This is a genomic window from Sphingomonas sp. Ant H11 (genome assembly GCF_000797515.1).
GTDB lineage: Bacteria > Pseudomonadota > Alphaproteobacteria > Sphingomonadales > Sphingomonadaceae > Sphingomonas.
On record NZ_JSBN01000213.1, the window covers coordinates 26,423 to 40,720 of the forward strand.

A 14,298-nucleotide genomic window follows, 5' to 3' on the forward strand; every position below is an offset into this window, starting at 1 on the left:
GGCTCATCGTACCCATCGGTCGAGTTCGGTTGCGACGTCTTGCGGCGTCTTGTCCTGCGGCAACAAGGCGACGGGCTTGCCCGCCGGATCCATAAGATAGGCAAGGCGGGCGTGCGCCACCAGATAGCCACCCTCCGCATTGGGCTTTTCCGCCTCGAAATACGCGCCATACGCCTTGGCAACGGCGGCAATCGCCTGTGGGCTGCCCGTCAAACCGACCATGCGCGGGTGAAAGGCGGATACGAACGCCTTGAGCACGGCCGGTGTATCGCGCTTTGGGTCGACGGTCACGAAGATCGGTACGACCTTCGCCCCTCGCACGGGATCCTTCGCCTCGAACAGCCGCAGCCCGGCACCGACGGTCTGCATGTCGGTCGGGCACACGTCCGGGCAGAAGGTGTAACCGAAATACATGATGCGGTAGCGCCCGGCGAAATCGCGATCGGTACGGGTCCGGCCGTCCTGATCGGTCAAGGTGAACGGGCCGCCCAGAGCCACACCGTCGAGCGGTGCCCGCGCCGGTGTGGCGGGTCCGCTACAGGCGACCGGCAAAACAGCAAGAAACAGCGCGGAAAGCGCGCGGGCGATCTGGTTCATAGCGCGACTAGCCATGATCTGTTAGGTCCTTAGGCGCAAGCTTTGCTCCAAACCGCTCGTGTCTCTCGACCATGCCAGGACGTTTTCGATGACCCTCCGCACCGCCTCCATCGCCCTTGCGTTGCTCGCCACTGCCCCCCTCGCCATCATGGCCGGTCCCGCCGCCGCGCAGCTCGGCCAATCGCCTGGCTATAAATTTCTCCAGGCAATCAAGGATGGCAAGAATGACGAGGTCATCGGCTTTCTCGACAAGCCCGGCGCAACCTTAGTCAACACGCGCGATTCGGACTCAGGCGAGGGGGCGATCCACATCGTCGTGCGGCGCGGCGACATGCCCTATCTGAATTATCTCCTGTCAAAAGGGGCCGACGCCAATCTGAGAGATCGTCGCGGTGAATCGGGCATCCTGCTGGCCGCCCGCCTCGGCCGGCTCGAAATGATTCAGGTGCTCGCAAAGGCTGGCGGCAACATCAACCTCGCGAACGCCAGCGGCGAGACGGCGCTGATCGTCGCGGTGCAGCGGCGCGATACAACGATGGTGCGCGCCTTGCTCGACCTCGGGGCCGATCCGGACCAGGCCGATCGCCTCCAGGGATTTTCAGCGCGCGACTATGCGCATCAGGATTCGCGCGGATCGGCAATCGCGACGATGATCGATGCCACGCCCAAAAAGGAACGCCGCGCCGTTTCCGGACCTAAGCTGTAACCCTTCACCCCAATCCGACATCGGCCTCAGGGTCGATCAAACCGATCAAGCGTCGTCCGGCCCGCCGTCCAAAGGCAAGTGTCGCGCGTTTGCGGGTTGCGGCAGGCAAGGGGACGCTATGCGCCTCGCGCACGATGACAGCATCGTAGCGATCGGCAACGATAATACCGGTGCGTTCAGGCAAAAAGGCCGTTCCGTGCAGCGGCGTGACATCGAAGCCGGGCGGGACCGCCCAATAGAAGCGGTCGCAACATCCAAGATAGTCGGTCCATTTGGCATCGCCGAGAAGGTCGGCGCGCGATACCTTCACCTCTACGATCACGATGTGACCGCGCGCGTCGATCGCCATCAAATCGGCGCGGCGGTTCCCGTCCAACGGCACTTCGGCCAATGCGACCAGATCATGGCGCAACAGCATCCGTACCGCGCCGCGCACGACCTGTGCGGCAGATAACGGGAAATCGGACACGCTTGATGCAGGAAGCGTGGGGTCGGGGGACGACGATAGCATCCTCCGACCTTAGAACATTTCACGAACGGGTCAAATATGACCCGCGTTTGTCACCGGAAAAAAACGTGATTCCCGATCGCAGCGACCTGCTCCCGATGCCAACTCGCTGCGGCACCCCGAGCGTGGAAATACATCGCGCCCGACGCGGGGCTGTCCCATGCGTCCGCCAAAGCGACGCGGGCAACGGCGAGGGCGGTGCGATATTGCTTGTTCTGCGCGATGGTCGGAACCCGCCCGCCCCGCACGAACGAAAATTGGCCAGGCTGCTTTACGACCGAGCACACCGTCTTGGGAAAGCGGCCCGACTTCGAACGGTTCAGAATGACTTCGGCGACGGCAAGCTGGCCACTGAGGGGCTCGCCTTTGGCTTCGAAATAGATCGCGCCGGCCATGCACTGCAATTCTTCATCGATCGTATCAGGAATGGCCTGTGCGGCGACCGCAGCGGCCAGCGTGCCATAAGCTACGCTGTCGTCGTCCTGCTCGTCATCGGTCTTGGCGGCGGGAAGCGAGGGGGTATTCGTTACCGTCGTCACGACGGCGGGATTCATAACGGGCTGGGGAACGGAAGGCTGAGACTGGGCGTTGATGACACGACCAAGGTCTTGAGCGAAGCCCGGTGTGCCGAGACCGATGAGAGCGGTAACGGCCAAAGAGAGCGCCGCAATGCTTGCGACGCGATTCGAAAACGACATGAACACTACAAAAATGCGGTTGGTGCGCGGACAGGGTCGACCCAATTGTCACCCCGCCGGACAGCCCCCCGACTGCGTAACCTGGTCGGATCGCACCCGACACGGCACAACGCACGTGGCTAATACCCCGTCTTCTAGGGGGAGATCGGCTCGGGTCAACCGAGCGTGATCGTTTCTGCGGCGAATCGTTCCGCCGACGCGATGTCCAGTTCGACCACCCACAGATCCGGATCACGGTCGCGGCGCTTACGCCAATAGGCCTCGCGCGCTGCCACATCGCTCGGGTCGGCAGGGCCCGTCTCGACCAAAATCGTCGTGCCAAGCGGGCCGAAGGCCCGCTCCATCACTTTGGATATCCCGTTATTTTCATTTAATATTAGTAAGATAGATCCAGAATCCGCGTCCCCCTTTGCGCGCACCATCCCCATCCCGCCGGAATCGTTCACCCGTTTCAACAAGGCCGATACCAGGATATGCGAGGGGAGCGCCCCGCTCATTCCGCGCGGTAGCCGGGTAAACCTGCCAATGCGATCCGCGAACGCATGAAGGTTCCCGTGCCGCGCGCGGCTTCCTCTCCATCGGAGTCGATGAGACGCGCCTCGGCGACGAACACCCGACGTTGTCCCGAAACCCACCGCCCTTCGGCGATTACCGGCCCCTCGCGCAATGGCTTGGTCAGCAGCAGGTTGAAAGCCGTGGTCAACAAGAAGCGATCCGTAACCAGGCTGTTCGCCGCATAAAAGGCCGCGTCGTCGAGCATCTTGAAATAGCTCGTCCCGTGCGCGGCCCCGCCGGCATGAAAATACCGCTCATCGATCGTAAAATGGATCCGGGCGATGCCCGGCTCGGGGATGACCAAGGTCGATTCAAACAACCGGTTGATCGGAGCAGCCGCGTATAGCGCCTCCAATGCCCGAAAATGCGCCGCCTGCCCCGATGGTCCGGGATTGCGCTCAGGCTGCGTCACGGACCTGCTCGGCGGTTAGCAAAGCCACCAGCGCATCGCGCGATCCCGCACCGCGGAGCTTTTTCGACCAGCAACTGATCGCGCAGCGCCCGCGACACCCGCGCCAGAGCCTTAAGATGCGTGGCTCCGGCGTCGGGTGGCGACACCAGCATGAACACGACGTCGACCGGAAGATCATCGACCGCGTCGAAGTCGAGGGGATGCGCCAACCGCGCGAACACGCCACGCACCTGCGTCAGGCCCGGCACCTTGCCATGCGGAATTGCCACACCACCGCCAAAAGCCGTCGATCCCAACTTCTCGCGTGATGCCACCGCCTCCTGCACAATCCCGGCGTCCAACCCGTAGATGTTTGCGGCCGCCGCTGCGAGCTGCTGGAACAACGCCTTGCGCGTTCCCGCGCTTACGCGCTCAAGCACCGCGTCGGGTGCCAGAATATCGTGCAGGTCGGTCATTACGATCCTCATGCCCGCGTAGCGGCGGGTTCTTGTGGCAGGGCCATAGCGCCGATCCTGCAGCCGCGAAAGCGCGAGCATACCGTTAGGACATGCCCGCGCAGAAACCGCGATCAGGCTTGGCGTTGCGGCTCGACCCAACCGATCGTGCCGTCACCGCGGCGATAGACCATATTATAGGTGCCGGATCCGCTGTTGCGAAACAGCAACGCGGTGGTGTTACGCAAATCGAGCATCATCACCGCATCCGAAACCGATGCATCGGGTACGTCCACCCGTGTTTCGGCGACGATCAAAGGATGGTCCTCGACCTCTTCCTCGTCGGTGCTTTCCTGGAAGAGGGTGTAGCCCGCATTGTCCGCGGCGATGCCTGCATCGACCGCGACAGCCGTCACAGACCCGCCATTGCGGTCCTTCAGACGACGCATATAGCGGCGCAACTGCTTTTCGATCTTGCTGGCCGCCCCTTCGAAAGCGGCATGAGCCTCCGACGCGTCGCCGCGTCCCTTCAAGATGAGGCCTTGCATGACGTGGGCGACAATGTCGCAGGTGAAACGATTATCGTGCGGTCCCTTGCCGAAGGTGACCTGCGCAGAAATGGCGCGCGCGAAATATTTGGTGGCGATGGCTTGGAGCCGGTCGTCGACATGGGTCTTGAGCGCCGCGCCCGTTTCGACCTGATGGCCGGAAACCCGAATATCCATGAACCTTCTCCTTCAATAGGCTGGCGTCGCTGTGACGATCGTCAGCTGGCAGTTGACACCGTCCGGGTGCCACGGCCCCCCAATCACATCGCGTGGTCGCTCCCCCACAAAGGGTTGACCACGGTCTTCAAAAACGCCGCGTGGCGCACGCGCTCCTCTTCGCTGACACCGAACACGCGCGGCGGCCGGACGACCGCCGCAGCGACCGCCTGAGTCGGCGCTGCTTCGACCACGACTTCGCTAACCAGGCCAAGACCGATCTGCCGACCACCGGTCAGCTCGACATAGACCTGGGCCAGCAGTTGCGCGTCAAGCAAGGCCCCGTGCAACGTGCGATGGCTGCGATCGATCCCGTAGCGGCTACACAAGGCATCAAGGCTGTGCTTGGCACCGGGGTGGCGCATCCGCGCCATCGCAACGGTATCGACCATCCGCTCCATCGCAACGGCGGTACGCCCGCAGCGCTTCAGTTCGCCGTTGAGAAAGCCGAAATCGAAGCTGGCATTGTGCGCGACGAGCGGGCTGTCCCCGATGAAGTCGAGCAGATCGTCGACCAGATGCGGAAACAGCGGTTTGTCGGCAAGGAAAGCGTCACTCAGCCCATGGACGCGTTGCGCCTCGGGCGGCATTGCCCGCTCCGGGTGAAAATACGCATGGAACGTGCGGCCCGTTTCGACGCGATTGACCATCTCCAGGCAACCGATCTCCACCATGCGATCGCCATCGGCAAAACTGAAGCCGGTGGTCTCGGTATCGAAGACGATCTCGCGCATAGGGGTATTATAGTGGGACGTCGCGGGCCGCTAAGCAAGCGATGATGGCATGGACTGCACGCCGCGTATCTTCATGCGATCCGCCGGTCGGCACGACAAAATCGGCCCGTGCCACCTTCTCGGCATCGGGCATTTGCCGGGCATGAATGGAATCGAGCTTTTCCACGGACATACCGGGCCGAGCCAGCACGCGCGCACGCTGGATGGACTCCGGTGCCGACACCACCACCACGGTATCCACCCGCGTTTCGCCGCCGGTTTCGAACAATAAGGGGATGTCGAAGACCACCATCGGCGCATCGGCATGGCGAACGAGAAACGCGGCGCGCTCTTCCCCCACCGCGGGATGAACGATCGCTTCGAGTCGCGCGAACGCGGCGGGATCGTTCAGCACCATCGCCCCAAGACGCGTTCGATCGACGCCGTCGGGGCCGGTAGATCCGGGAAAGGCTGCTTCGATCGCGTCGACCAGCCGCCCGCCTTTGGCCTGCAGGTGATGCACCGCAGCGTCAGCATCGAATACCGGGATACCCGCCTCGGCAAACATCGCTGCCACAGTCGATTTGCCCATCCCGATCGACCCGGTCAGGCCGATAGCAATCATGACGTCAAAAGCGCCCGTAACCGGTCATCACTGGCTTCGTCGCGCGGTGGCGTCACGCCGAAAAACAATTCGAACGCCAACCCCGCTTGGCCGATCAGCATGTCCAGCCCATCGACCGTCCCCAAATCGCGCGCCGCGCTGCCGCCAGTAGCGGCGTTTCGAGCGGGGCATATACGACATCATAGACCACCGCCTCTTCGGGCAAAGGATCCAGATCCAGATCGAGTGGGGGCTGGCCGACCATGCCGAGCGCGCTTGCGTTGACCAGCAGCGCCGCCGGCGGCAGCGTCGCGTCGAGCGGCAAGGCTTTCCCTTTCAACCCGAAGGACGACAGCAATGCCGCCGCCTTCACCACGTTGCGATTGAGGATCGTAACCGGGCCGACGCCCAGGCGCGAAAGCGCGAACAACACCGCCCGCGCCGCGCCGCCGGCCCCGATCACCACCACCGGCGCGCCTGCAAGATCAAGCTCCGCGATCGGTGCATAAAAGCCAGCCGCATCGGTATTGGTGCAGGCGAGCGTACCGTCCTCTGTGCGAAACACGGTGTTGACGGCACCGATGGAAGCCCGCACCCCACCCGGATCGGCGACATGATCGAACACGGCTTGCTTATGGGGAATCGTGACGTTGCATCCCCGCCAGTTCGGATCCGTCGCGCGCTCGGCAAAATAACGCCCGAGCCCCTCCGCCGTCACGTGGCGAGCCGCGTATCGCGCTTCCAATCCCAGCGCTTCGATCCAGAAACCGTGGATCAGCGGCGATTTGGAATGGCCGATCGGATCCCCGATCACCTCAGCAAACATCATGACGTCATCACCCCGCGCACTCGCAGATAATCAAGAACCGGCAACAGCGGTAGGCCGAGCACGGTAAACTGGCTTCCCTCGATCCGGCTGAACAATTGCGCGCCCGGCCCTTCGATCCGGTAACACCCGACGCACCACGATATCTCGGGCCATTCCAGATCGAGATAGGACTCGATGAATGCGTCAGACAGGGGGCGGACGTGCATCCGCGCCCGATCTACGACACGCCACACCGGACGCCCGCCCTCGGCCATGACGGCCGCACTGACCAGTTCATGGCGCTTGCCCGACAATCGCCGCAGATGCTCGGCCGCTTCGGCACGGTCGCGCGGCTTGTCGAGCATCGAGCCGTCCTCGAGCGCAACCACCGAATCGCAGCCCAGCACCAGCGCCTGACCATCCCCCGATGATACCTTGATCGCTTTCAGCTCAGCCAGCGCATCGGCCATGTCGCGCGCGCCAAAACCATCGGCGATCAGCGCGGCTTTGGCCGATTCCTCGTCGACGCCTGCGGACACCGGCTCGAACGGTACGCCCGCCGCAGTCAACATCGCGCGGCGGGACGCGCTTTGCGATGCCAGCACGACTCTCATATATCCCCCCGGACATCACCGCGCCGCTCACCCACCAAAGCGATGATCGCTGCTGCCGTTTCCTCGATCGAACGTCGCGTTACGTCGATCACCGGCCAGCCATTGTCAGCAAACATCCGCCGCGCAAATGCGACTTCGCGCGTGACGGCCTCCTGGTCGACATATGCGGTCTCGACCTTCTGGTTGAGCGACAGCAGACGATTGCGCCGCACCTGGATCAACCGATCCGCGCTTGTCGTGAGCCCGACCACGATCGGATTTTTCAACGTATACAGACTTTCCGGCGGCGGACTTTCCAGCACGATCGGAATGTTGGCGGTCTTGAAACCGCGATTGGCGAGATAGATCGACGTCGGCGTTTTGGAAGAACGCGACACACCGGCCAGCACGATGTCGGCTTCTTCCCAATCTTCCGCCAGAATTCCGTCATCATGTGCGATGGTGAATTGAATCGCATCGACCCGCGCGAAATACGCGGCATCGAGCACGTGCTGGCGCCCCGGACGCGCCTTGGCCGCCTGTCCGAGCAACCCGGAAAGAGCCCCCGTCACGCCGTCGAGCGGCGCTACGGCAGGCAGGCCGAGCGCACGACAGCGCGTTTCCAATGTGCGCCGCGTCTCGCTGTTCACCAGCGTGAACAGCACCAGCCCCGGATTCTGCGAGATTTCCTGAAGGATCCGCTCCAGATGCGCCTCGGTGCGGACCATCGGCCAGAAATGACGGATCGTTTCGACATCGTCATATTGCGCAAGCGCGGCTTTGGCGATGTTCTCAAGCGTTTCGCCCGTCGAGTCCGACAGCAAATGGAGATGCAAGCGCATCAAAAAGGCCGGCTGGGCGATGCTGTGGACAACATGGGGAGAAGCGCTAGCGCAACTTCGCGATCCCGCAAAGCGTCATGCCAACGGTGGATAAACCGCAGCTTGTCCACAATCGTGCGCACAGCCAATGATTCCGTCAACAGGCTGTGGATAACGGGGACAGAAACGCCGACTCACGTCAGAGTCGGCATTGGCCAAACGCCAGCCTGTTGGCTTTTCGGGGATGACCGCATAAGCCCCGCTATCGATGCGCCTACAACCACTTCATCCTTTCAAGATTCTAGAATCTTATAGAAGAGGGTCCGACCATTCCGACGCTGAAGAAGCCTTTGCTCGCGACGCTCCTGGGCGATCGTCAGCCCACTCCCCCGGTCTGGCTGATGCGACAAGCTGGCCGATATCTCCCTGAATATCGGGCGCTTCGTGCGGAAAAAGGCGGTTTCCTCGCCTTGGTGAACGACAGCGCCGCAGCGGCGGAAGTGACGATCCAGCCGATCCGCAGGTTCGGCTTTGACGGCGCTATTTTGTTTTCGGACATTTTGATGGTGCCGTCTGCCTTGGGCCAGGACTTGAGCTTTGGCGTTGGCGAAGGCCCGGCACTAAAACCCGCGCTGGTCGATCATGCCCTGCAAAGCCTTCAGGCGGCCCCTGAGCGGCTCGAACCTGTCTATGAGACCGTGCGCCAGGTCGCGGCCTCACTGCCGTCCCAGACCACTTTCCTGGGCTTTGCGGGAAGCCCGTGGACCGTCGCCACCTATATGGTTGCTGGCCATGGCAGCCGGGACCAGGGGGAAACGCGGCGCTTCGCTTATACCGATCCTGCCGCGTTCCAGGAGATCATCTCCGCGATCGTCACGGTGACGGTGGACTACCTCTCGAAACAGATCGAGTCGGGCGTTGTGGCGGTGCAGCTATTCGACAGTTGGGCCGCAGCCTCAGCCCCGCACAGTTCGAACGCTGGGTCATCGGCCCCAATGCCGCTATTGTCGGGGCGCTGCACGAACGCCATCCAGGCGTACCCGTTATCGGTTTCCCAAAGGGTGCCGGCGCAAAGCTTACCGCTTATGTTCGGGAAACCGGGGTCGACGCGGTCGGGCTCGACGAAACGATCGATCCGGCATGGGCTGCCGCCGCGTTACCCAAGGATTTGCCCGTTCAGGGAAACCTCGATCCGCTGGTACTGATTGCCGGTGGCGAGGCGATGGAACAGGCCGCCGGGCGCATCCTTGCGGCCTTTGCCGAGCGCCCCCATGTCTTCAACCTCGGGCACGGTATCCTGCAGGATACTCCGATCGCCCATGTCGAGCAGTTGCTCGCTTTTGTTCGGAGCGTTGGATGATTGGAATGCTCGGCAACGCCTATCTCTGGGTCAAGGCGGCACATGTCATCTTCGTGGTGTTCTGGATGGCGGGCATGTTCATGCTACCGCGCTATCTCGTCTATCATCAGGAAGCACTGACCAGTGGCGGCAGTAGCTCGCCAGAAGCACTTTTTGTGGGTTGAGCGCGAGCGCAAGATCCGCAACATCATCTTAACCCCGTCGATGATCATGGTGTGGATCCTGGGGCTGGCGCTGGCGGCCAATGTGGGTCTGTTTTCCGGGCAACACGGGCTTGGCTGGCTGCACTTGAAGCTGGCGTTGGTTCTGGTCCTCAGCGGTTATCATGGCTGGGCGGTGGGCTATGCGCGCAAGCTCGCGGCAGGCAAGCCGACGCTGACGGGGCGGCAATTGCGCCTAATCAACGAGGTGCCCGCAGTGCTGGTGACCTTCATCGTTATCCTGGTCATTGTCCAGCCCTTCTGAGATACCCCTTTCGAGATGCCCCTTTCGAGATGCCATGTCGCGCCTTGACGCGCGCAGTGTGGCCCCGTATCTCAAGGTCGTGTCGTGAGGCGGCGGGTCCACCCGTTCGGTCGCGGCCTCCTTCCTCAAGCATCGTCGCGTACCCTTCGCCGACCGAAGCTCTTTCCCCAGCATCCTTTATGCCCGGACGCCCGCAATGCATCTCAAAGACCTGAAGAAACAAAAAGCCGGCCGAGCTGGTCGCAATGGCCGAAGAACTCGGCATTGAGAGCGCGTCGACGCTGCGCAAGCAGGATTTGATGTTCGCGATCCTCAAGGTCCAGGCCGAAGAGGGCGAGCAGATCATGGGGTTGGGCACGATCGAAGTGCTGCCCGACGGTTTCGGCTTTCTGCGGTCGCCCGAGGCGAATTATCTGGCCGGCCCCGACGACATTTACATCTCGCCCAACCAGGTTCGCAAATTCGGTCTGCGCACCGGCGACACCGTCGAAGGCGAGATCCGCGGGCCCAAGGATGGCGAGCGCTATTTCGCCCTGGTCAAGCTGACTGCGGTCAATTTCGACGATCCCGAGGCGGTGCGCCACCGCGTCAATTTCGACAACCTTACCCCGCTCTACCCCGATGAGAAGCTGACGCTCGATCCGTCGGACCCGACGATCAAGGACAAGTCGGCGCGGGTGATCGACATCATTTCGCCGCAGGGCAAGGGCCAGCGCACGCTGATCGTGGCACCGCCGCGCGTCGGCAAGACGGTGATGCTGCAGAATATCGCCAAGGCGATCACCGACAACCACCCCGAGGTGTTCCTGATCGTCCTGCTGATCGACGAGCGCCCCGAGGAAGTCACCGACATGCAGCGCTCGGTCAAGGGTGAGGTGGTCAGCTCGACCTTCGACGAACCCGCCACGCGCCACGTGCAGGTCGCTGAAATGGTGATCGAAAAGGCCAAGCGCCTGGTCGAGCACAAGAAGGACGTGGTAATCCTGCTCGACTCGATCACCCGCCTTGGCCGCGCCTACAACACCGTCGTTCCCTCGTCGGGCAAGGTGTTGACCGGCGGTGTCGACGCCAATGCGCTGCAGCGCCCGAAGCGCTTCTTCGGTGCCGCGCGCAATATCGAGGAAGGTGGCTCGCTTTCGATCATCGCGACGGCGCTGATCGATACCGGCAGCCGCATGGACGAAGTGATCTTCGAAGAATTCAAGGGCACGGGTAACTCTGAAATCGTGCTCGACCGCAAGGTTGCCGACAAGCGCATCTTCCCGGCGCTCGACGTCGGCAAGTCCGGCACGCGCAAGGAAGAGCTGCTGGTCGATCAGAGCAAGCTCTCCAAGATGTGGGTGCTGCGCCGCATCCTCATGCAGATGGGCACGATCGATTCGATGGAATTCCTGCTCGACAAGATGAAGAATTCCAAGACCAACGAAGATTTCTTCGACAGCATGAACCAGTAATCGGGGCTGGGTCCGTCGGCGGGGTGCCGACGGACTCGCATCGCCTCGACCGACGGGCTAAGCGGCAGACGGCGTGGGGGTTTGCCATGCCTCTTGTTAAGGCCTGCCCATGTTCAACATCGCAGACGTATTCACGACGGCCGGGCTGGCGACGCTCGGTCAGGTAATCCTGATCGATCTGATCTTCTCCGGCGACAATGCCATGGTGCTCGGCACGCTCGCCGCCGGGCTACCCTCCAAACAGCGCAAGCAGGTTCTTGCGCTCGGCGTGATGATGGCAATGGTATGCCTGATCGGCTTCGCGCTGATCGCGACGCAACTCTTGCATGTCGTCGGCTTGCTGCTGGCCGGAGGCATATTGCTGCTGTGGGTATCGTGGAAACTCTATCGCGAGATCGGTGGCGCGGCGGACGCGACGAGCGGTGGTCATGCCACGGCGAAACAGCCCAAAACGTTCGCACAGGCGGCCATCCAGGTGGCCATTACCAATTTATCGCTCAGCCTCGACAATGTTCTGGCCGTGGCGGGTGCGGCCCGCGAACATCCAGCGGTGCTATTTTTCGGGCTCGCTTTGTCGGTCACGCTGATGGCGGTTGCCGCGAACTTCATCGCGCGCCTTATCGGGCGGCATCCTTGGATCGCCTATATCGGCTTGGCCGTGATTCTCTTCGTTGCCGGCCGCATGATTTATGATGGCATCGTCGATCACGAAATCGGCGTGCTGCGCCTGCTTTTCTAAAGCAGGCGATCGCGGCGGTCGCGCCGTTCGAAATCGAGCAACCAGCGCTTGGTCGCCGGCCCCTCTCCCGCCGAATAAGCCCCAAGCGAACCGTCGGCATTGCTGACGCGGTGGCATGGCACGATGATCGGAAAAGGATTGCGTGCGCAGGCTTGCCCGATTGCGCGCGCGCTTGATCCGATCGTGGCAGCAAGCGCGCCATAGCTCAGCACTTCGCCATAGCCGATCGCCACCATTGCATCGCGTAACACTTGCCCCCGGATGGTTCGAGCGGCGGTGAGCGGCAGATCGAAGTTGGTGCGCTCGCCTGCGAACCATGCCTGGATTTGATCGGCGGCGGCACGTACCGGCAGCGAAGCGCCCGATATTGGAGGGCCCGCAACGGCGTCGATTTGGATCGAGGCGATCGCGGCATCGTCGCCATAAATCGTGACAACACCGACAGGCGTTGCGATCCGGGCCATATCGCGCGCATACATGGCCAGAGTATGCAGCGCGGCGCAGGCCCGCTCAAGCGGAGAAGCGCGATGAAGATCAATGTCGAAGTCGATTGCACCCCGGAAGAAGCGCGGCGCTTCATGGGCCTGCCCGACCTTGCCCCCGTCCACGAGAAATATGTCGCGATGCTCACCGATACCATGGACGGTGTGGTGGCCCCCGACCTCCTCGATAATATGGTGCGGAGCTGGATGCCGATGAGCGATGCCGGCATGGGGATGTGGCGCAAAATGTTCGAGAGCACGACCAAGTAGTCCAGCGGTGACCATGCGCGAGACCATTTTCGCCACATCGAGCGGCGCACCGCCCGCCGCGATTGCCATTGTTCGGCTGAGTGGACCGGGCGCCTTTACGATCGCGAGGGGATTGGTCGGCGATTTACCCGTGCCGCGCCGTGCCGCGTTGCGCGCGTTGCATGACCCGCGCGACGGGAGTGTGCTTGACCGAGCGCTCGTCCTTGTGTTCCCCCGGCCCACGCACTGCGACCGGCGAAGATCTCGTAGAGTTTCAGGTCCATGGGGGCCGCGCAGTGGTGCTCGCGGTGGAAGCGTGCCTCGCCGCACAGCCTGGTGCCCGCCATGCCGAAGCTGGCGAATTTACCCGCCGCGCGCTTGAGAATGGGGTCATCGATCTGACGGAAGCAGAGGGTTTGGGGGACTTACTGTCCGCGCAAACCGAGACACAGCGCCGCGCGGCCTTGCGCGTTGCCGAAGGCGGATTGCGAGCGCAGGTCGACCGTTGGACCGATCGCCTGATCGACATCGCGGCCAGAATCGAAGCGCAGTTGGACTTTTCCGACGAGGACGATGTGACGTCCGAAAACAGCGACGAGATCGTGGCCGCCATCGCAGCTACGGCGGCGGAGATCGCTCGCTTGCTCTCCGCCCCCCCGGTGGAGCGCTTGTACGACGGCGTTCGCCTTGTGCTCGCAGGGCCGCCCAATAGTGGGAAGTCCACATTGTTGAATGCGCTGGCAGGGCGCGAGGTTGCGATTGTCTCAGCGATATCAGGAACCACACGCGACCGGATCGAAGTGCCGGTGGAGCGCGGTGGTATCGCCTATCTTCTCACCGATACCGCGGGGCTTACCGATTTTCCGGGAGATGAGATCGAACGGATCGGGATCGAGCGCGCGGCCGACGCGATCGCGAGCGCGGATATCGTTGTGTGGCTGGGCGACGACGCCCCAAGCGATCCAGCCCATCTGCGGGTTCACGCGCGCGCCGATCTTCCGGGACGCGACGCCCTCCCCTCGGATCGCGTTCTCGCCCTGTCGGCCAAAACAGGCGAGGGTCTTGATGGGCTTTGGGAAGTCATCGCGCAAAGAGCTCGTGCTTTGTTGCCGCAAGAGGACGTACTAACGACAAACCGTCGACAGCGGGGACTGCTGTCAGCCTGTCTCGAACACCTCCAAGCCGCGACCGGCAGCGATTTTTTGATTGTCGCCGAAGAGGTGCGTGGAGCGCTTAAGGCGCTTGACGCGGTTGCCGGCCGAAGCGGAATAGAGAATGTACTGGATGCGATTTTTTCGCGCTTTTGCATCGGCAAATGAAGCGACGTTCCACGTGG

14 protein-coding genes and 6 pseudogenes are annotated in these 14,298 nt (G+C 62.4%); 7 read left to right on the forward strand and 13 right to left on the reverse strand.

Going from position 1 to position 14,298, the window contains the following annotated elements; all coding sequences use genetic code 11:
- Positions 1–3: 3 nt before the first annotated feature.
- Positions 4–612, reverse strand: coding sequence for an SCO family protein (locus NW75_RS22075; protein WP_033967491.1), 609 nt, complete (start codon positions 610–612; stop codon positions 4–6).
- 73 nt (positions 613–685) lie between these two features.
- Here NW75_RS22075 and NW75_RS22080 point away from each other — a divergent pair, with 73 nt between their 5' ends.
- Positions 686–1,303 carry an ankyrin repeat domain-containing protein gene (locus NW75_RS22080; RefSeq protein WP_033967492.1) on the forward strand — a complete coding sequence of 206 codons (618 nt, stop codon included), beginning with the start codon at positions 686–688 and terminating at the stop codon, positions 1,301–1,303.
- Positions 1,304–1,307: 4 nt separating this feature from the next.
- Here NW75_RS22080 and NW75_RS22085 read toward each other — a convergent pair whose 3' ends face one another.
- The 11 genes and pseudogenes from NW75_RS22085 to NW75_RS22135 form a co-directional block, all read right to left on the reverse strand.
- The gene (locus NW75_RS22085) at positions 1,308–1,814 is read right to left on the reverse strand and encodes an MmcB family DNA repair protein (RefSeq protein ID WP_033967493.1); all 507 of its coding nucleotides are present in this window, start codon (positions 1,812–1,814) and stop codon (positions 1,308–1,310) included.
- Between the two features lie 50 nt (positions 1,815–1,864).
- Entirely contained in the window at positions 1,865–2,350 is a 486-nt protein-coding gene (locus NW75_RS22090) for a cell wall hydrolase (RefSeq protein ID WP_231565385.1), read from the reverse strand.
- A 314-nt stretch (positions 2,351–2,664) separates the two neighbouring features.
- Complete coding sequence (locus NW75_RS22095; protein ID WP_033967494.1) at positions 2,665–3,006, reverse strand: DUF1491 family protein; 342 nt, start codon at positions 3,004–3,006, stop codon at positions 2,665–2,667.
- On the reverse strand, positions 3,003–3,476 hold the full coding sequence (locus NW75_RS22100; RefSeq protein ID WP_033967495.1) for a PaaI family thioesterase: 474 nt from the start codon (positions 3,474–3,476) through the stop codon (positions 3,003–3,005). The genes NW75_RS22095 and NW75_RS22100 overlap by 4 nt, the downstream gene beginning before the upstream one ends.
- Positions 3,463–3,931: pseudogene (locus NW75_RS22105) on the reverse strand (PTS sugar transporter subunit IIA). Before NW75_RS22105 ends, NW75_RS22100 begins: the two are co-directional and overlap by 14 nt.
- Positions 3,932–4,044: 113 nt before the next feature.
- Positions 4,045–4,635: a ribosome hibernation-promoting factor, HPF/YfiA family gene (gene hpf, locus NW75_RS22110; protein ID WP_033967496.1), complete on the reverse strand. Its 591-nt coding sequence runs from the start codon at positions 4,633–4,635 to the stop codon at positions 4,045–4,047.
- Between the two features lie 83 nt (positions 4,636–4,718).
- Positions 4,719–5,408, reverse strand: coding sequence for a DNA polymerase III subunit epsilon (dnaQ, locus tag NW75_RS22115; protein WP_033967497.1), 690 nt, complete (start codon positions 5,406–5,408; stop codon positions 4,719–4,721).
- A gap of 7 nt (positions 5,409–5,415) precedes the next feature.
- Complete coding sequence (gene coaE, locus NW75_RS22120) at positions 5,416–6,012, reverse strand: dephospho-CoA kinase (protein WP_033967498.1); 597 nt, start codon at positions 6,010–6,012, stop codon at positions 5,416–5,418.
- A pseudogene (locus NW75_RS22125) lies at positions 6,009–6,820 on the reverse strand (shikimate dehydrogenase family protein). The gene coaE and the pseudogene NW75_RS22125 overlap by 4 nt, the downstream one beginning before the upstream one ends.
- Entirely contained in the window at positions 6,817–7,413 is a 597-nt protein-coding gene (locus NW75_RS22130) for a Maf family protein (protein ID WP_081988882.1), read from the reverse strand. Before NW75_RS22130 ends, NW75_RS22125 begins: the two are co-directional and overlap by 4 nt.
- On the reverse strand, positions 7,410–8,237 hold the full coding sequence (locus NW75_RS22135) for a pyruvate, water dikinase regulatory protein (protein ID WP_033967499.1): 828 nt from the start codon (positions 8,235–8,237) through the stop codon (positions 7,410–7,412). Before NW75_RS22135 ends, NW75_RS22130 begins: the two co-directional genes overlap by 4 nt.
- A gap of 314 nt (positions 8,238–8,551) precedes the next feature.
- Between NW75_RS22135 and hemE the strand changes: the two are divergent.
- From hemE to NW75_RS22155, 4 genes and pseudogenes are all read left to right on the forward strand, one after another.
- A pseudogene (gene hemE, locus NW75_RS22140) lies at positions 8,552–9,573 on the forward strand (uroporphyrinogen decarboxylase).
- Positions 9,570–10,038 (forward strand): annotated as a pseudogene (locus NW75_RS22145) (CopD family protein). The pseudogenes hemE and NW75_RS22145 overlap by 4 nt, the downstream one beginning before the upstream one ends.
- A 196-nt stretch (positions 10,039–10,234) precedes the next feature.
- Positions 10,235–11,492: pseudogene (rho, locus tag NW75_RS22150) on the forward strand (transcription termination factor Rho).
- A gap of 109 nt (positions 11,493–11,601) precedes the next feature.
- Positions 11,602–12,231, forward strand: a complete 630-nt coding sequence (locus NW75_RS22155) for a YjbE family putative metal transport protein (protein WP_033967500.1) — start codon at positions 11,602–11,604, stop codon at positions 12,229–12,231.
- On the opposite strand, the gene NW75_RS22160 is transcribed toward NW75_RS22155, so the two are convergent.
- The gene (locus NW75_RS22160; RefSeq protein ID WP_033967501.1) at positions 12,228–12,710 is read right to left on the reverse strand and encodes a methylated-DNA--[protein]-cysteine S-methyltransferase; all 483 of its coding nucleotides are present in this window, start codon (positions 12,708–12,710) and stop codon (positions 12,228–12,230) included. The genes NW75_RS22155 and NW75_RS22160 overlap by 4 nt on opposite strands.
- 48 nt (positions 12,711–12,758) lie before the next feature.
- Between NW75_RS22160 and NW75_RS22165 the strand changes: the two genes are divergently transcribed.
- The gene (locus NW75_RS22165; protein WP_033967574.1) at positions 12,759–12,983 is read left to right on the forward strand and encodes a DUF6489 family protein; all 225 of its coding nucleotides are present in this window, start codon (positions 12,759–12,761) and stop codon (positions 12,981–12,983) included.
- Positions 12,984–12,996: 13 nt separating this feature from the next.
- A pseudogene (gene mnmE, locus NW75_RS22170) lies at positions 12,997–14,281 on the forward strand (tRNA uridine-5-carboxymethylaminomethyl(34) synthesis GTPase MnmE).
- Positions 14,282–14,298: the final 17 nt, after the last annotated feature.